A 16,670-nucleotide genomic window follows, 5' to 3' on the forward strand; every position below is an offset into this window, starting at 1 on the left:
TCCGGTGGCCGACGAGCGGCGTCGTCGCTCTCGTCGCGCCGGCGTCGGTGTCCGTCCTCAGGAGGGGAGGTTCTGTTCCGCCCAGACCACCTTGCCGTTCACGGTGCGGCAGGAGCCCCATCGGCGGCACAGCATGTTGATGAGCTGGAGGCCCCGGCCGCCCTCGTCGCTGAGATCCGCGTGCTGGATCTGGGGCAGGTCGGGGCCTGTGTCCGAGACCTCCACGACGAGGCGGTCGCCACGGAGCAGCCGGAGTCTGCCCGGGCCGTTGCCGTAGCGCAGGGCGTTGCCGACGAGTTCGGAGACGACGAGTTCGAAGACGTCGCCGAGCTCCGTCAGATCCCATGCGGCAAGCTGGTCCGTGACCAGGCTCCGGGCCACGGACGCCGCTCGCCCCTCTTGCGGCAACTGCCACTCGCGCACATCGGCCGGGTCTTCCACGGGGGCCGTCGCGACGAGGAGCACGGCCTCGTCGAAGCGGGCGGCGTCGGCAGGGGCGCACCCGATCAGGCCGCCGCCTTCGAGGGCCTCGGGGGCCAGGCCGCGCGCCGCAGAGCGCAGGCAGTCCAGCTGGTGGTCGATGTCCGCGTGGCGGGACTTGACGAAACCGTCCGTGTACATGACCAGGTTGCCGCCCCTCGGTACCTTCAGACGGATCGGGTCGTACGGGATCACTCCCGCACCGAGCGGCGCGCCGACCGGTACGTCCACGAACTCGGCGGAGCCCCGTCCGTCGAGGAACAGCGGCGGCAGGTGTCCGGCACTGGCCAGCGTGTACGTGGAGTCGGCCGGGTCGAACACGGCGCAGAGGAAGGTGGCGACCTGCTCGTCCTCCAGGTCACGGGTGGCGAGGTCGAGCCGGGCGAGAACGCGCTCCGGGGCCATGTCCAGGGTCATCAGGGTGCGGGCCACCGTCCGCAGACGCCCCATGGTGGCGGCTGCGGGCAACCCGTGGCCCATGACGTCGCCCACCATGAGGGCCGTACGTCCGCCGGGCAGGGCCATGACGTCGTACCAGTCCCCGCCCACGCCGTGGTGGGCCGTCGAGGGCGCGTACTCCGCCTGGACGCGCAGCCCGGGCGTCACCGGGGTCACGCGCGGCAGCAAAGCGCGTTGCAACGAGACGACGTGCTCGCGCTCGCGTCCGTACAGCCGGGCGTTGTCGATGTAGACGGCGGCCTGGGAGGCCAGCTGTTCCGCCAGTGCGAGGTCGGTGGAGGAGAACGGTGGTGTTCCGGGGCCGCGGACGAAGTCCGCGCTGCCGAGCAGCAGCCCGCGGGCGATCAACGGTACGGCGAGGTAGCTGTGCACTCCGGCGGCTCGCATCTTCGCCGCGGCGCTCTCCGTCGGCGCGACCTTGAGGAAGTCGTCCCTCCTCATGCGGCTCACCAGCACCGGCCTGCCCTGTCGCAGACAGTAGCGGTGGAGCAGCGTCTCGTGCGTCTCTTCGGCGCGAGCGGTGGTCTCGCCCACCGGGGTCGGCTCGAGGGAGGACAGCTCCTCGACGGCGCACAGCGCGGTGGCCCGCATGAGCGGGGCGCCCGTACCCGTCCACCGTGCGCCCTCCTCGCCCCGCAGGACGCTCTCCAGGATGTCGACGGCGGCACCGTCGGCGAAGCGTGGCACGGTGAACTCGGCCAGCTCCTGGGCAGTACGCTCCAGGTCGAGGGTGGTGCCGATCCTGGAACCGGCGGAGTTCAACCAGGCGAGCCGATCGCGTGTGGTGAGCCGGTCGAGGGGGACCTCGCCGCCGCTCCGGGCGAGCCGCCTGCGGGCACCGGCCGGGCCGTGCGCCGCAGCGCCCTTGCCGGCCGAGGCGCGGCCGGGCACGCGTCGTCTCCCCTCGCCGCCGTTCACTCTTTCGACCTCCAGGCAGGTACTCGGTCGCTGCTCGTGCCCAGCATGCACCTTTTTCCGGCCGATCGGCTGGCTCCGGGCCGAGAGCTTGTCCAGGACGGCGCGGAGATCTGAGCGTCTTCGACGAGGCGTGCCCCCGGAGTCGGCGAGCTCCGGGGCCTCCGACCTGTTCGACGGCGTCGCCCTCCGCGTGGCGATCGAGGGGGCCGCACTCGTCGTGCGGGGTGCCTGGCCGTACATCCGCACGGCGGAGCCGGTCATGGAGACATGTGTCGAGAAGGGGGTTCCCTCCCTCGATCTCGATGGCGACGAAGCCTCTGCCGGGACGACCGGGCGCACGCATGATCTGGACGGTCGCTCGCTGGAACGGCCTGGTCAACGGTGGTCGGCGCCATGCGCGACGAGCGAGCACGGCGTGCACCGCCCCCGGCGCGTGGTGCACATTCCCCACACGGTCGGTGGCGCGGTCAGCGGTCGGGCGGCGAGGATCAACCGGCCGTGTTCAGCGCGGAGACGACACTGGCCACCGTGATCGTGTTGAAGACGAACGCGATGACGGCGTCGGCCGCCACTGTCCGACGCATCTCCCTGGACAACACGGTGACGTCGGTGGTCCCGAACGTCGTCATGACCGACAGGGCGAAGTACAGGTAGTCGCCCCGGACGGGTTCCTCACTGCCGGGAAACTCCAACGCCTGTTCGTCCTCTACGAGATCGTCCGCGTGGAAGGCCACCGCGAAGGCCACCACCACGCAGATCCATGCGACGACCACCAGGACGAGCGCCGTCGCTCGGCGTGCCACCGTGGGCAGCGCCGACCCGATGTGTCCGGGGAACCACACCACCGCCACCACGAGGGCGCCGGCCGCGATGAAGGGGGAGACTCCCGGCCCCGGTGCCGTGCCGAGGACGTACCGCTGGAGCATGGTCCCGCGCTCGGCGCGCCGGGCCCGGGCCCGTACCCGCTCCGGGGACGCGGTCGAGAAGGCGGCCGAACCGATCCCGTCGAAGGGCCGCTGCCGAGGTCCAAGAAGCCGGGGCGTCCCTGCCCACGCGGCGGGTGAGTCCGTCACGGACCTCTTCGTCGTCTTCGAGGGCTCGGCGTCCTCCAGCATGCCCAGCTCGCGCAACGCCTGGTGGCCGGTCGCGAAAGCATGGAGGTTCTTCAGCCGGTGGAGTGCCCGCTCCGCGGTCCAGGCCCCGCCACGACAAACGCGCCCGGCACTACCAGGCCATGGTCACTCCCGCCTGCCTCCGGTTCCGGCTGCCATGGCTTCCGGACACCCCCTGATCGGACGCTCGGCTCGCGGGAGGCGGGGGAGGCGGTCGTCGCATAGCGTCGACGCAGGCGCGTACGGATGGACACGCCGACCGACACGATTCCGCACCCGCGCGGGGACCGGTCGGCGGGCGTGTCGAGCGGCGGCCCGGTCGGTCGGGCCCGCCCACGTACCGCCACGCGGCGGACGTTCGAGCGCGCGTCGGCAAAGACCCCGAGGTGAGGAGGAAGACCGGTGAACGAGACCCTGCCGGAGCGCGCGTCCACGGTGGCGCTGCGCGTCAACGGAACGGACCGCTCGCTCACCCTGGACCACCGCACGACCCTGCTCGACGCGCTGCGCGACCACCTCGACCTCACCGGCACCAAGAAGGGCTGCGACCACGGGCAGTGCGGTGCCTGCACCGTCCTCCTCGACGACCGGCGCGTGAACAGCTGTCTGCTGTTCGCCGTCGCATGCGCGGGCCGTTCCGTCACCACCGTCGAGGGCCTCGCGGACGGCGAGCGCCTCCATCCGGTCCAGGAGGCCTTCGTCGCCCGGGACGCCCTGCAGTGCGGCTACTGCACACCGGGCCAGATCTGCTCGGCCGTGGCCCTGCTGGACGAGGCGGCGCGCGGCGAACCCTCGCACGTGACACCGCCGGAACGACTGCCGGGTGAGCCCGTCGCCCTCACACCGGACGAGATCCGGGAACGCATGAGCGGGAACATCTGCCGCTGCGGGGCCTACCCGAACATCGTGGCCGCGATCGAGGAGGTCACACGGTGAAGCCCTTCGCGTACGTGCGCCCCGAACGCACCGAGGAGGCCATCGCGCACCTCGCGGCCCACCCCGGCGCCCGCTTCCTGGCGGGCGGCACCAACCTGGTCGACCTGATGAAGCTGGGCGTCACTGGTCCGCCGCTGCTCGTCGACCTCGGCGCCCTGCCCCTCGACGGCGTCGCGGAGACCCCCGACGGCGGCCTGCTGATCGGCGCGACCGCGCGCAACAGCGACGTCGCCGCCCACCCCGACGTGCGCACCCGCTACCCCGTGCTGTCCCAGGCCCTGCTGGCCGGCGCCTCGCCCCAGCTCCGCAACGCGGCCACCACCGGAGGAAACCTCCTCCAGCGCACCCGCTGCCCCTACTTCCAGGACACGTCCACGCCGTGCAACAAGCGTCTGCCCGGTTCCGGCTGTCCCGCCCGGGAGGGCGTCCACCGGGACCTCGCGGTCCTCGGCCACTCCGCCCACTGTGTCGCCACACACCCCTCGGACATGGCCGTCGCCCTCGCCGCCCTCGACGCAGAGGTCCGGCTGCGCGGGGCGGACGGCGAGCGGACGGTGCCCGTCGCCGCGTTCCACCGGCTGCCCGGCGACCGCCCGGACCTGGACACCGTCGTCGCGCCCGGCGAACTCATCACGGGCGTGACGCTCCCCCCGCCGCCGCCCGGCGCGCTCAGCGCCTACCGCAAGGCCCGCGACCGCACCTCGTACGCCTTCGCGCTCGTCTCCGTAGCCCTCGTCCTGACCGTCGAGGACGGCCAGGTAGGGCACGCCGCCCTCGCTTTCGGCGGTCTCGCCCACAAGCCCTGGCGGGCGCGGGCGGCGGAGGAGGTGTTGCGGGGCGCGCCGGCCACCGACGAGACCTTCCGGCGGGCCGCCGACGCCGAACTCGCCGCCGCCGAGCCCCTCCGCGACAACGGCTTCAAGGTGCCGCTGGCCCGCAACCTCGCCGTGAGCCTCCTGGGTGACCTCTCGTCCCGCGCCGCCGCGGCCGCCCCGTGACGACCGCGACTCGACCGCAACCGTCTGCCCCGCCCCCCTGAGGACCTGCCCGGCGTCGCCCCGCTCGCCCGGCATCCGTCCGCCGCCGAACGTCCGACCGCGCACACCCCGCCGTACGCCGACCGGAGGAGGCACCACGCCATGACCCGCCACGAGCCCGCGACCGCGCCGCCCCCGGCGGCCGTCCGGCGTGACGCCCGCCAGAAGGTGACGGGCGAGGCCCGCTACGCCGTCGACCGGACGCCGCCCGGCTGCCTCCACGCCTGCGCGGTGCCCGCCGCCGTCGCCCGCGGGCGGGTCACCGCCGTCCACTCCGACGAGATCCTGCGGCGCCCCGGCGTACACGCCGTCCTCACCCACGAGAACGCCCCGCGCCTCGGGGACGCCGACGACCCGACGCTCGCGCTGCTCCAGGAGGACCGGGTCCCCCACCGGGGCTGGCTCGTCGCCGTCGTGGTCGCCGACACCCCCGAGAACGCCCGCGCCGCAGCCGACGTGCTGCGGATCGACTACGCACCGAGCGAGCACGACGTCCGGCTGAGCGCCGACCATCCGCGTCTCTACACGCCCGAGAAGGCCAACGGCGGCCACCCTGCCGTACGCGAGCGGGGCGACTTCGACACCGCCTTCGCCGCGTCCCCGGTCCGCCTCGACGCCACCTACACCATGGGCGCCCTGCACAACCACCCGATGGAACCGCACGCCGCCACGGCCTGGTGGGACGACGAGGGCCTGACCGTGTACGACTCCAGCCAGGGCGCGACGACCGTACGGGACGTCCTCGCGCGCCTGTTCCGGCTGCCCCGGCAGAAGGTCACGGTCGTCTCCGCCTACGTGGGCGGCGGCTTCGGCTCCAAGGGCACCCCCCGGCCGCCGGCCGTCCTCGCGGCGATGGCCGCCCGGCACACCGGCCGGCCCGTCAGGCTCGCCCTGCCCCGCCGTGACCTGCCCGCCACCGTGGGGCACCGCGCACCCACCATCCAACGCGTCCGCATCGGCGCCGCCGCCGACGGAACGATCGCGGCCCTCGCCCACGACGTGGTCACCCAGACGTCCACGGTGAAGGAGTTCGTCGAACAGGCCGCCGTCCCGGCCCGCACCATGTACACCTCTCCCCACAGCCGCACCACCCACCGGGTGGTCGCCCTGGACGTGCCCACCCCGTCGTGGATGCGCGCCCCCGGCGAGGCCTCCGGGATGTACGCCCTCGAAGCGGCCATGGACGAACTCGCCCAGGCGGTCGGCGTCGACCCGGTGGAGCTCCGGCTGCGCAACGAACCCGACACCGAGCCCGACAGCGGCAAGCCGTTCAGCAGCCGGGGCCTCGCCGCCTGCCTGCGGGACGGCGCGCGCCGGTTCGGCTGGGCGGACCGGGACCCGCGCCCCGGCGTCCGGCGGGACGGGGACGTGCTGGCCGGTACGGGGGTCGCCGCCGCCACCTACCCCGTACTCCTGAGCCCGTCCCGCGCCTCCGCCCACGCCGCCCCGGACGGCCGCTTCGTCGTCCGCGTCGACGCCACCGACATCGGCACCGGGGCGCGGACCGTCCTCGCCCAGATCGCCGCCGAGGCCCTCGGCGCCCCGCTCGACTCCGTACGCGTCGAACTCGGCAGCAGCCGACTGCCCGACGCCCCTGTCGCCGGCGGTTCCTCCGGGACCGCGTCCTGGGGCTGGGCCGTGCACAAGGCCTGTGCCGCGCTGCGCGCGACCCTGGCCACCGACCCAGGTCGTCCGCTGCCGCCCGAGGGCGTCACGGTCGAGGCGGACACGGAGGAGGAGGCGAAGCGGACGTCCCCGTACACCCGCCACGCCTTCGGCGCCCACTTCGCGGAGGTCCGCGTCGACACCGTCACCGGCGAGGTCAGGGTGAGCCGGCTGCTCGGCGTCTATGCCGTGGGCCGGGTCCTCAACGCGCGCACCGCCCGCTCCCAGTTCATCGGCGGCATGACGATGGGGCTCGGGATGGCGCTCACCGAACACAGCACCATGGACCTCGTCTTCGGCGACTTCCGCGAACACGACCTGGCCTCCTACCACGTCCCTGTCTGCGCCGACGTGCCGGACATCGAGGCGCACTGGGTGGACGAGCACGATCCCCACCTCAACCCGATGGGCAGCAAGGGCATCGGGGAGATCGGCATCGTCGGCACAGCGGCGGCGATCGCCAACGCCGTCCACCACGCATGCGGCGTCCGCCTCCGCGCCCTCCCCCTGACCCCCGACCACCTCCTCCCGCTGCTCACCGCCCGGGCGCCCGCCCCCTAGACCGTGTCCGTATGGTGCGCAGGGCGCCGGGACCGGTTCGTCCGGCAAGGCGCCCTTCGTCGTGTCGATCGCGAAGTTCGTCGTCAGGCCGGCGCCCGGCCCGACCGTCTTGGCCCGCACACCGAAGGGCGCGAGCCGACCGGCCTTCGGGCCGGGGTGCGGGGGCGATGAGATGCGGGCGTCGTCTCCTCCGGGCAGAGTGGGGAAGGACCTGTTCGTACCGAGGTGGTCCCCTGTGGTCCCGCGTGCTGGAGACGGGACAGAGTGATGCGAGGATTGTCGTGACGTCGGAGTGATCGATGTTCCGCAGACGGCCGGCCGACAACAGCGAGGACCTTCTGGTCCGGCTCGGGTCGCTGACCGCCAGGGCTCGGGAGTTGGCCGAGACGCAGCGTTCCCGTGTCGAGCTCGCCGTGGCCCTGCAGCGCGGCATGCTGCCCTCCGACCTGCCCGGTTTTCCGGGCGCCCGGCTGGCCGTCCGCTATGAGCCCGCCAACCACGGGCTCAACGTCGGCGGTGACTGGTACGACGCCTTCTCCCTGCCGGGCGGGCGGATCGGCATGTCCATCGGTGACGTGCAGGGGCACAACATCGAGGCCGCGGCCTTCATGGGACAGGTCCGAGTGGCACTGCGCGCGCTGGCCTCCGTCACCGGAGACCCGGGAGAGCTGCTCGGTCGTACCAACGACCTGCTGATCTCTCTGGGCGCCGACCTCTTCGCCACCTGCACCTTCCTGCGGCTCGACCCGGCTGCCGGCACCCTGGAGTGCGCCCGGGCCGGTCACATCCCCTACATCTGGGCCACCGCCGACGGTCGCTCCGGCATCGACGACAGCGAGGGCGGGCCTCCGCTCGGTGTGCTCCGCGGCGTCGACTACCCGGCCACGCGCCACCGGCTCACGGCCGACGGCGTCTTCGTCCTCCTGACCGACGGGGTGGTGGAGGGGCCCTCGCTCCACGTCGAGGAGGGTCTGGACCGGGTGACGCGGCTCGCCGGGATCACCGCCGTCGCCGGGATGGACGTCGACGCGCTCGCCACCGCCGTCATGAAGCTGGCGGCCACGGTGGGGCACGAGGACGACGCGGCCGTCCTGGTCGTCGGCCATGACGGCGGCCCGGCCCGGTCGACGGTCGAGGGGTGAAGGGGGGCTCGCCCCGGGTCGGGCCGGTCCGGTTCGGGCCAGGCCTCGGGCCGGTCCGGACTCCACCGGCCGGTCCGGTCTCCAGCCGGTCCGGACTCGTGCCGTACGGCGGCGCCCGACACGCAGGGGTCCTTGTGCGGTCCTGACGGCCCGGCCGGTGTCTGATGGCTGGCGTGTTGGTTATTCGGCAGTTCCGGCCCCTTACCGAGGCGGCGCTGATTTCGCTGGCCGTGGCGCTCTGCTACTACGCGGCCGGACGCCTCGGCCTGCTGGGCCGCCTCGTCGTCGAAGACGTGGTGGCCACCCCCATCTGGCCGCCCACCGGCGTCGCCGTCGCCGCCCTGCTGCTGTTCGGGGCGCGGGTCTGGCCAGGGATCGCCCTCGGCTCCTTCCTTGTCATCGCCTCCCTCACCACCCCAGGGCCCACCACGGTGGTCACCGTGATGAGCAACACCGTCGCGCCGCTCTGCGCCTTCCTGCTCCTCGGACGGGTCGGCTTCCGGCTCGACATGGCGCGACTGCGGGACGGACTCTCGCTGGTCTTCCTCGGCGGGTTCGGCGCCATGTTGGTCAGCGCGACCGCGGGGGTCGGACTACAGGTGGTGACAGGTTCCCTGGCCAGGAGCGAGTTCTGGGCCGTGTGGCTGGCCTGGTGGGCGGGCGACACGATGGGGGTCCTGCTCGTCGCTCCGCTCCTGCTCGTACTCGCGGGGTCGGCCGGACGGTTCCGGGTACGGCGCTGGAAGGAGGCGGCCCTGCTGGGGCTGACGACCCTGGTTGTCGTCCCCCTGGCCGTGCTCAGCCCGATGAGCCTGCTCTTCCTCGTCTTCCCCCTGCTCGTCTGGGCAGCGCTCAGCTTCCAGCTCGCCGGCAGCATGCTGTGCGCGCTCTTCGCGTCCGTATTCGCCACCATCCAGGCGATCTCCGACCGGGGCGCGTTCTTCCACCTGTCGGACGTCGAGATCATGGTCAAGCTCCAGACGTTCAACGGTTCCGCCGCCCTGACCGCCCTCCTCCTCGCCTCCGTCATCACCGAGCAGCGTGCGACCCGCCGTTCGGTGCGCCGCGCCTGCGAGGAACTGGCGGAGGTCCTGGAGCACCTAGCGGCGGGCGAGCCCTCGCCGGGTCCGCCCGCCGGGTCTCCGCCCGAGCCCACCGAGAGCCGGGCAGCCCCACCCGGCGGACACCGGGATCCGTGACCCTCCGCGTCCGCGACGGATCCGCTCGACGGTTGCTGCGGCGCTCACGGTCCGGCCGTTGGTCCGGGGGGGCCGGCGGACGCGGGCAGGGGGACCGCTTCGCCCTGGGCCATGTCTGCCGCCGCCGTCACCGCCGTACGTCTTGTTCCTGGTGTAGCAGCGAAACCCTACCCGTCGGCGCATCCGCCCGGGTGGCCCAGGACGGAGGGGCGGGAGAGCAGGATGTACGGCACGTACGGGGCCGCAAGGACAGCGGCGGCGGGCAGCAGGACGGCCGAGGACGTCGGCGTGGGCGTCGTCGACCGCCTCGACGGGAACGGCCGGGCAGCAGGCCCGGTGGGCGGCCGTCCGCGGGTCCCTTCCGCGCCGCGGGATCCGCAGCAGCACCGGCGTGGTGGCCGCGGAGAGGAGGGCGCCGCCCACCTGGAGGGCTTTGTGGCGGACGCCTCCCGGAGAGAGGACGTGGACGAGGAGGAGGACGGCTCGCCGGCCGGAGGGTGGATCGCGTGCGGCTGGGGGCGGTTGATCCGCGTGCAGACGCCCTCGGAGACGGCCGCCGGGCCGGGCTTGCCGCACTCCGGCCCGGTGGGGAACAGCCAGACGTCCCGGTACGGCACGAGGGCGGTATCGGCCGGGGCGCGGTCGTACGGGGGATGCCCGCCGCCTGTACTCGGCCGTCCCGGGCGCAGCGGTACGAATCGGTGCTGGTGCGGGGCGCGGCCGCCAGGCCCGTGGCGGCGACCGCGATGCCGCCGAGGAGGACCAGGGCGGTGGCGTGCCGGGCGGGCAGCCTGCGCGGGGACCAGGCGGCAGCCGCGAACAGGGCCCAGCACGTGGCATACGGCATGAGGTGCGCCACAGGGACCGTCGAAGGCGGCTCGGGTGCTTCCGCGGGCGCCGTGCGCTCTGGTAGACGTGGTGGCGTACTTGTTCGATTCATCCCGAAAGCACCCCCATGAACCACGACCCCGGTCCTCGTTCCGACCTGGTCGGCTTCGGCATCGACCTCACCGTCGAGGAGGCACGTCGGCGTGCCGAAGTCGTGGCGGCCCTGGGGCCCGACTGGGACCCCGTGGCCGTTCTGCGTGAGGAGGAGGCGGCGCACGCCCTGCTGTACTCGGGCTTGGACGAGGAGCAGCAGAGGATTCACGCGATGCTGGTCGAGGCCGGTGTGCTGCCCGGGGAGGTGCCGGGCCGTGCGTCTTCCGCTTGACCCCCACGCCGACCCGGCTCGGCGGGCCTGGGTCGCGTGTCCCGGCTGCGACGACGCCCGTGACTGCGCGACCTGTCTGGACCGCCGGAACTGCCGGAGCCACTGGCGCTATCTGATCGGGAACAACGGGCTCCGGGTCCACCTGCAGTGCCCGAACTGCACCCACACGTGGACCCTCGACACCTCCCGTGAGCGACGCGGCCGCCGGGCCTGAGCTCAGCAGATCCGCGGCAACTGCTCTCCGAGCGGCATGTCCACGACGCGGGTGCCGCCGAGTCCGGTACGCGCCACCACCATGCCCGGGTGGGTCTCGACCGCCTCGCCGATCACCGCCGCTCCGGCGCCCATGGGGTGGGCACGCATCGCGGCCAGCACGGCGTCGGCCTGGTCACGCGGGACGAAGGCGACGAGCTTGCCCTCGTTCGCCACGTACATGGGGTCGAGGCCGAGCACCGCGCAGGCGTTGCCGACCGCTTCGGGGACCGGGACGGCGCGCTCCTGGACGACGACGCCCGTGCCCGACGCCGCCGCGATCTCGTTCAGCGAGGCGGCCAGGCCGCCTCGCGTGGGGTCGCGCAGCACGTGCAGGTCCCGCGTGACGGCGAGCATCGCCTCGACGAGGCCGCCGAGCGGTGCGCAGTCGCTGTTGATCTCGACACCGAATTCGAGGCCCTCCCGCACGCTCATGATCGCCACGCCGTGCATACCGATCGGGCCGCTCACGATCACCACGTCTCCGGGCACCACCCGTTGCGGGCGCAGGTCGACTCCGTCGGGGATCAGCCCGAGCCCCGAGGTGTTGATGTAGACGCCGTCGCCGTGACCGGCCTCCACGACCTTGGTGTCACCGGTGACGACCTGGACGCCGGCCACGCGCGCCGCCTCGCCGAGGGCTTGCGCGACGCGGGCGACCACGTCGGTCTCGACGCCTTCCTCCAGGATGAACCCGCAGGAGAGGTGGCTCGCCCGGGCACCGCTCATGGCGAGGTCGTTCACGGTGCCGTTGACGGCGAGGTCGCCGATGCTGCCGCCGGGGAAGAACAGGGGGCGCACCACGAAGGAGTCCGTGGAGAACGCCAGGCGGGCGCCGCCGATCCGGATCTCGGCCGCGTCCGCGGTGTGGGCGAGGGCCGGTCCGCCGTAGGCGGGCGCGAAGACGTGCTCGATCAGTTCGGCGGACAGTGTCCCTCCGCCACCGTGGCCCATGACGATGCGTGGTCGGTCGCGCAGTGGCGCCGGGCAGGTCCAGGCGAGCATGTCGGGGGCCGGCTGCGCGGCGTCGAGCTCCGGGGTGGTGCTGACGGTGTCAGGCAAGGGGGCTGCCCTCCAGGGAAGGGGTGAGCAGGGACGGGGTGCCGGAGGCCGTGGGGGCCGACGCGGGAGGCCGCTGTCCCGGAGTTCCCGCGTCGAGCCGCCGGTAGAGGTAATAGGCGGCGCAGGCGCCCTCGCTGGACACCATCGTGGCGCCGAGCGGGGAGCGGGGCGTGCAGGTGGTGCCGAACGCCTCGCACTCGTTCGGTTTCAGCAGGCCCTGGAGGACTTCGCCGCTGCGGCACTCGGCGGGCTCGCGGGTGTCGATCCCCTCGACGGAGAAGCGGTGTTCGGCATCGTGGTCACGGTAGCGTTCGGACAGGCGCCAGCCGCTGTCCGGGATGACGCCGATGCCGCGCCAGGCCCGGTCGGTGACCTCGAAGACATCGCTCAGCATCGCCTGTGCCGCCGGATTGCCCTCGGCCGTCACGGCGCGCTGATAGGCGTTCTCGACCCTGTGCTCGCCCCGCTCCAGCTGGAGCAGGGTCCTGCGTACGCCTTCCAGGATGTCCAGCGGCTCGAAGCCGGTGACCACGATCGGCACCTGGTGGCGTCGCGCGAGCTCCGGGTACTCGGCCGTGCCCATCACGCTGCAGACGTGGCCGGCGGCGAGAAAACCCTGGACGCGGCAGTCCGGGGACCGCATGATCGCGTCGATCGCCGGGGGAACGCGGACGTGGGACACGAGCAGGCTGAAGTTGCGGATGTTCCGCTTGCGCGCCTGATGGACCGTCATCGCGTTGGGCGGCGCCGTGGTCTCGAAGCCGATGCCGAAGAAGACCACCTCCCGGTCGGGGTTCTGCTCGGCGATCCGCAGCGCGTCCAGAGGGGAGTAGACCACCCTGACGTCGCCGCCCTGCCCGCGGACCTGGAAGAGGTCGCGGCCCGTGCCGGGGACGCGGAGCATGTCGCCGAAGGAGCAGAAGACCACCCCTGGCCGTGAAGCGATCTCCAGGGCCTTGTCGATCATCTCCAGCGGAGTGACGCAGACCGGACAGCCCGGGCCGTGGATCAGCTCGATCTCGGGCGGCAGGAGCTGGTCGATGCCGTGCCGGATGATGCTGTGGGTCTGGCCGCCGCAGACTTCCATCAGGGCCCAGGGGCGCGTCACCGTCGCGCGGATCTCGTCGAGCAGTCGGCCCGCCAGGTCCGGGTTCTGGAACTCGTCGATGTACTTCACGGCCGTACCTCCCCGCCGACGCCGTCCTGCGCCCGCCACTCGCCGCCCGCGGCCTCGGCGGCCTCCCACGGGTCTCCGAACTCCTCCTGGAGCAGGCCGAGGGTCTCGAACAGCTCCAGCGTCCGCCGGGCCGACTCCTCGTCGAGCTTCTGGAGGGCGAAGCCCACGTGCACGATGGCGTACTCACCGGGCTTCAGGTCCGGCAGGTACTCCAGGCACACCTCCTTGACCACGCCGCCGAAGTCGACCGTGGCCATCCGGGTGCCGTCCCGGACCTCGACGTCCAGTACTTTTCCGGGTACCGCCAGGCACATGGGTGCCTCCTCACATTCGCTCTCGTCGTGGTGTGCCGGCGGCCGCCCCGTCCGCGATCCGGGCGGCCACGACGAGCTGGCCCAGAGCCAGCCCGCCGTCGTTCGGGGGGATCCGACGGTGACGCAGGACGGTGAAGCCGTCCTCCCGCAGTCCTTCGGCGCAGGCCGAGGAGAGCACCGTGTTGGCGAACACTCCCCCGGTCAGGGCGACGGTCCCCACGCCGGTCTCGCCGCGGGCCGCGGCGCAGATCACACGCACCAGTCGGGCCACGGCCCGGTGGAACCGGGCCGCGACGACGGCTGCGGGGGTCCCGTCCAGCACGTCGGCGACCACCGCCTCCAGAAGGGGGGCGGGGTCGGCGGTGAGCGGGGCACCGGTCCGCGGCGAACCGAGCCGGAAGGCGTAGCGTGCGTCCTCGGCCACGGCGGGTGCGCGCAGTGCCGCGGCCTCCAGTTCGATCGCGGCCTGCGCCTCGTATCCCGCGTGCTGGCAGACCCCCGCGATCGAGGAGACGGCGTCGAAGAGGCGCCCCATGCTGGACGTGGGCACGCAGTTCAGCTCGCGCTCCAACTGCCTTTCCAGTAGGGGCAGTTCTCCCGGCGCACAGGCTCGCGCGCAGGGCAGTGCCCGGTCGGCGGCGAGGCCCGCGGCCCGCAGGTGGGACAGAGCCATGCGGTACGGCCGTCGTACGGCCGCGTCACCGCCCGGCAGGGGTACGCAGGCCAGGTGCGCGAACCGTCGGAACCCGGCGTAGTCCGCGAGGAGGAACTCGCCGCCCCACACGGCGCCGTCGAGGCCGTAGCCGGTGCCGTCGAAGGCAACGCCGATCACGGGACGCGTACCGTCGAGACCGTTCTCGGCCATCGCCGCCGCGACGTGCGCGTGGTGGTGTTGTACGGGGACGACGGGCCGTCCCGCCGCGTGTTCGCGGGCCCAGCGGGTGGACCGGTAGGCGGGGTGGCGGTCGACGGCGAGCAGTCCGGGCCGTACGCCCGTCACGGACTCGAGCCGGCGCTCGGCGGAGGCGAGGGCGAGCCGGGTGGCGAGGTCGTCCATGTCCCCGATGTGGGCGGAGAGCCATGCCTGACGTCCGGCCCCGAGACAGAAGGTGTTCTTCAGGTCGCCTCCGGCGGCGAGGGCGGGGGCGACGTCGACGGGCAGCGTGACCGGCAGCGGTACGTAGCCCCGGGAGCGGCGCAGCGTCAGCTGTTCGCCGTCGCAGACGCGGACGACGGAGTCGTCGCAGGGCACGTGGATCGGTCGGTCGTGCAGCAGCCAGGCGTCCGCGAGACCGGCGAGCCTGGTCAGCGCCTCCGCGTCGTCCGTGACGATGGGTTCGCCGGCGAGGTTGCCGCTGGTCATCACCAGCAGGCGGGGCCCTTCCCGGTCCGCCGCGCCGAGGCCGAGGAGGAGGTGGTGCACCGGGGTGTAGGGGAGCATGAAGCCGAGGTCCGGGCTGCCCGGTGCCACCGCCCGCGCCGGCGCGGCCCCGTGGCGCGGCCGGGCGTCGTCGCGGCGGCGCAGCAGGACGACGGGCCGGACGCAGCCGGTGAGGAGTTCGCGTTCGAGCGTGCCGAGGTGGACGAGGGGCTCGATGTCGGCGAGGTCCGCGGCCATCATCGCGAACGGTTTGTCACCGCGCGCCTTGCGGCGGCGCAGTTCGGCCACCGCGTCGGGGTTCGTCGCGTCGCAGGCCAGGTGGTAGCCGCCGAGGCCTTTGACGGCGAGGATCGCGCCGGATGTGAGCATCCTGCGCGCGGTGGCGACCGGGGCGTCGCGGGGGTCGGAGGTGGGGCAGGCGTCCGGATCGGGGCCGGAGGGGGCCGGACCGTCCGGCGCCGTGACCAGCCGCAGCCGGGGGCCACAGCGGGGGCAGGCGACGGGCTGCGCGTGGAAGCGCCGGTCGGCCGGGTCCGCGTACTCCCGGGCGCAGTCCGGACACATCGGGAAGCCGGCCATGGTGGTGTGGGCCCGGTCGTAGGGCAGTCCCGTGACGATCGTGAACCGCGGGCCGCAGTTGGTGCAGGTGATGAAGGGGTGCAGATACCGCCGGTCGGCCGGGTCGGCGAGCTCCGCGAGGCAGTCGTCGCAGGTGGCCGTGTCCGGCGGGACGAGGGTGCGGACGGCGCCGCCCTGGCGGGAGGGCACGATCGTGAATCCGCTGCCGCCGCTCGCGGTCACCTCGGCCGTCTCGACCGACTCCACCCGGGCCAGGGGCGGGGCGTCGGGCGCGAGGCGGGCACAGAAGGAGGCGACGTCCGCGGGGTCTCCCTCGACCTCCGCGACGACGCCGTCCGCCGTGTTGGTGACGTGACCGGACAGACGCAGCCCGGTGGCGAGGGCGTAGACGAAGGGCCGGAAGCCCACGCCCTGCACGACGCCGCGGACGACGACACGGCTGCGCAGCGGGGCCGTGGCGGGTGCGGGTCCGGGTCGCGCCGTGCTCACGCGCCGGCCCGGGCCATCACCGGGGTATGGACGTGGTTCCCCTCGGTCGCGGCGAGGGCCCGGTCGAGGAGCACTCCGGCGCCCCGGCCGTCACGCGCCGAGCTGAGGACGACCTCGACTCCGGGGTTGACCTGCTCCACGTGGGCGCGGAAGGCCGTCTCGTCGAACTCCGCCGCGTCGGCCATGTCGGTCTTGGTGACGATCACCAACTGGGCGAGGCCGAACGCGGTGGGGTACTTGAGCGGCTTGTCCTCCCCCTCGGTCACCGAGGCGAGTACGACGCGGAGCGACTCGCCCAGGTCGTAGCCGGCGGGGCAGACGAGGTTGCCGACGTTCTCGACGAACAGCAGCCGGGTGGACTCGGGCAGCCAGTCGTGCAGGTGCCGGGCGACCATGTCGGCCTCCAGATGGCAGAGGCCGTCGGTGAGCACCTGCTTGACGGGGGCGCCCGAGCGGGCCAGGCGACGGGCGTCGTTCTCCGTGGCCAGGTCGGCGGTGAGCGCGGCGGCGGCGACGCCCCGTTCGCCGGCGAGGCGCAGTTCACGCTCCAGCAGGGCGGTCTTGCCGCTTCCGGGGCTGGAGAGCAGGTTGACCACCGTGGTGCCGCGGGAGGTCAGTTCGGTACGCAGGATCTGTGCCGCGGCCTCGTTCTTGGCGAGGACGGCACGCTGGAGATCGACTGCTCGGCACATGC

Annotated in this window: 14 protein-coding genes; 7 read left to right on the forward strand and 7 right to left on the reverse strand. The window is 73.3% G+C overall.

Features of this window, described 5'->3' with window-relative positions; genetic code table 11:
• Positions 1-57: 57 nt before the first annotated feature.
• Together ACH4TP_RS07330 and ACH4TP_RS07335 are read right to left on the reverse strand one after the other, a co-directional pair.
• Complete coding sequence (locus tag ACH4TP_RS07330) at positions 58-1,857, reverse strand: SpoIIE family protein phosphatase (protein WP_398436283.1); 1,800 nt, start codon at positions 1,855-1,857, stop codon at positions 58-60.
• A 488-nt stretch (positions 1,858-2,345) separates the two neighbouring features.
• Entirely contained in the window at positions 2,346-2,930 is a 585-nt protein-coding gene (locus ACH4TP_RS07335) for a DUF1345 domain-containing protein (RefSeq protein WP_398436284.1), read from the reverse strand.
• A 441-nt stretch (positions 2,931-3,371) separates the two neighbouring features.
• Here ACH4TP_RS07335 and ACH4TP_RS07340 point away from each other — a divergent pair, with 441 nt between their 5' ends.
• From ACH4TP_RS07340 to ACH4TP_RS07370, 7 genes are all read left to right on the forward strand, one after another.
• A complete protein-coding gene (locus tag ACH4TP_RS07340; RefSeq protein WP_389237073.1) occupies positions 3,372-3,905 on the forward strand; it encodes a 2Fe-2S iron-sulfur cluster-binding protein in 534 nt (177 codons plus the stop codon).
• Positions 3,902-4,903: an FAD binding domain-containing protein gene (locus tag ACH4TP_RS07345; RefSeq protein WP_398436285.1), complete on the forward strand. Its 1,002-nt coding sequence runs from the start codon at positions 3,902-3,904 to the stop codon at positions 4,901-4,903. Before ACH4TP_RS07340 ends, ACH4TP_RS07345 begins: the two co-directional genes overlap by 4 nt.
• Before the next feature lie 141 nt (positions 4,904-5,044).
• Positions 5,045-7,168: a xanthine dehydrogenase family protein molybdopterin-binding subunit gene (locus ACH4TP_RS07350; protein ID WP_398436286.1), complete on the forward strand. Its 2,124-nt coding sequence runs from the start codon at positions 5,045-5,047 to the stop codon at positions 7,166-7,168.
• A 299-nt stretch (positions 7,169-7,467) separates the two neighbouring features.
• Complete coding sequence (locus ACH4TP_RS07355) at positions 7,468-8,310, forward strand: PP2C family protein-serine/threonine phosphatase (RefSeq protein ID WP_389237079.1); 843 nt, start codon at positions 7,468-7,470, stop codon at positions 8,308-8,310.
• A 164-nt stretch (positions 8,311-8,474) separates the two neighbouring features.
• Positions 8,475-9,509 carry an MASE1 domain-containing protein gene (locus ACH4TP_RS07360; protein WP_389237081.1) on the forward strand — a complete coding sequence of 345 codons (1,035 nt, stop codon included), beginning with the start codon at positions 8,475-8,477 and terminating at the stop codon, positions 9,507-9,509.
• Positions 9,510-10,464: 955 nt separating this feature from the next.
• On the forward strand, positions 10,465-10,722 hold the full coding sequence (locus ACH4TP_RS07365) for a DUF6400 family protein (protein ID WP_398436289.1): 258 nt from the start codon (positions 10,465-10,467) through the stop codon (positions 10,720-10,722).
• Positions 10,706-10,936 carry a hypothetical protein gene (locus tag ACH4TP_RS07370; protein ID WP_389237087.1) on the forward strand — a complete coding sequence of 77 codons (231 nt, stop codon included), beginning with the start codon at positions 10,706-10,708 and terminating at the stop codon, positions 10,934-10,936. Before ACH4TP_RS07365 ends, ACH4TP_RS07370 begins: the two co-directional genes overlap by 17 nt.
• 2 nt (positions 10,937-10,938) lie before the next feature.
• Here the strand turns inward: ACH4TP_RS07370 and hypE are convergent, their stop codons facing one another.
• Genes hypE through hypB form a run of 5 tightly spaced genes read right to left on the reverse strand, consistent with a single transcriptional unit; the run spans position 10,939 to position 16,668 of the window.
• Positions 10,939-11,979: a hydrogenase expression/formation protein HypE gene (gene hypE, locus ACH4TP_RS07375; RefSeq protein ID WP_389237222.1), complete on the reverse strand. Its 1,041-nt coding sequence runs from the start codon at positions 11,977-11,979 to the stop codon at positions 10,939-10,941.
• 49 nt (positions 11,980-12,028) lie between these two features.
• Positions 12,029-13,213 carry a hydrogenase formation protein HypD gene (hypD, locus tag ACH4TP_RS07380; RefSeq protein WP_398436291.1) on the reverse strand — a complete coding sequence of 395 codons (1,185 nt, stop codon included), beginning with the start codon at positions 13,211-13,213 and terminating at the stop codon, positions 12,029-12,031.
• Positions 13,210-13,527, reverse strand: coding sequence for a HypC/HybG/HupF family hydrogenase formation chaperone (locus tag ACH4TP_RS07385; protein ID WP_398436292.1), 318 nt, complete (start codon positions 13,525-13,527; stop codon positions 13,210-13,212). The genes hypD and ACH4TP_RS07385 overlap by 4 nt, the downstream gene beginning before the upstream one ends.
• A 10-nt stretch (positions 13,528-13,537) precedes the next feature.
• Positions 13,538-15,976: a carbamoyltransferase HypF gene (hypF, locus tag ACH4TP_RS07390; RefSeq protein WP_398436294.1), complete on the reverse strand. Its 2,439-nt coding sequence runs from the start codon at positions 15,974-15,976 to the stop codon at positions 13,538-13,540.
• Positions 15,973-16,668 (reverse strand): hydrogenase nickel incorporation protein HypB, encoded by a 696-nt coding sequence (gene hypB, locus ACH4TP_RS07395; protein ID WP_389237093.1) that lies wholly within the window; start codon positions 16,666-16,668, stop codon positions 15,973-15,975. The genes hypF and hypB overlap by 4 nt, the downstream gene beginning before the upstream one ends.
• Positions 16,669-16,670 lie beyond the last annotated feature (2 nt).

It is taken from the genome of Streptomyces sp. NPDC021012 (assembly GCF_044333355.1).
GTDB lineage: Bacteria > Actinomycetota > Actinomycetes > Streptomycetales > Streptomycetaceae > Streptomyces.

Coding starts and splice junctions, on each gene's coding strand:
- ACH4TP_RS07350 (WP_398436286.1), top strand. CDS start 5,045: ATGACCCGCCACGAGCCCGCGACCGCGCCGCCCCCGGCGGCCGTCCGG.
- ACH4TP_RS07355 (WP_389237079.1), top strand. CDS start 7,468: ATGTTCCGCAGACGGCCGGCCGACAACAGCGAGGACCTTCTGGTCCGG.
- ACH4TP_RS07360 (WP_389237081.1), top strand. CDS start 8,475: ATGGCTGGCGTGTTGGTTATTCGGCAGTTCCGGCCCCTTACCGAGGCG.
- ACH4TP_RS07365 (WP_398436289.1), top strand. CDS start 10,465: ATGAACCACGACCCCGGTCCTCGTTCCGACCTGGTCGGCTTCGGCATC.
- hypE (WP_389237222.1), bottom strand. CDS start 11,979: ATGCTCGCCTGGACCTGCCCGGCGCCACTGCGCGACCGACCACGCATC.
- ACH4TP_RS07385 (WP_398436292.1), bottom strand. CDS start 13,527: ATGTGCCTGGCGGTACCCGGAAAAGTACTGGACGTCGAGGTCCGGGAC.
- hypB (WP_389237093.1), bottom strand. CDS start 16,668: ATGTGCCGAGCAGTCGATCTCCAGCGTGCCGTCCTCGCCAAGAACGAG.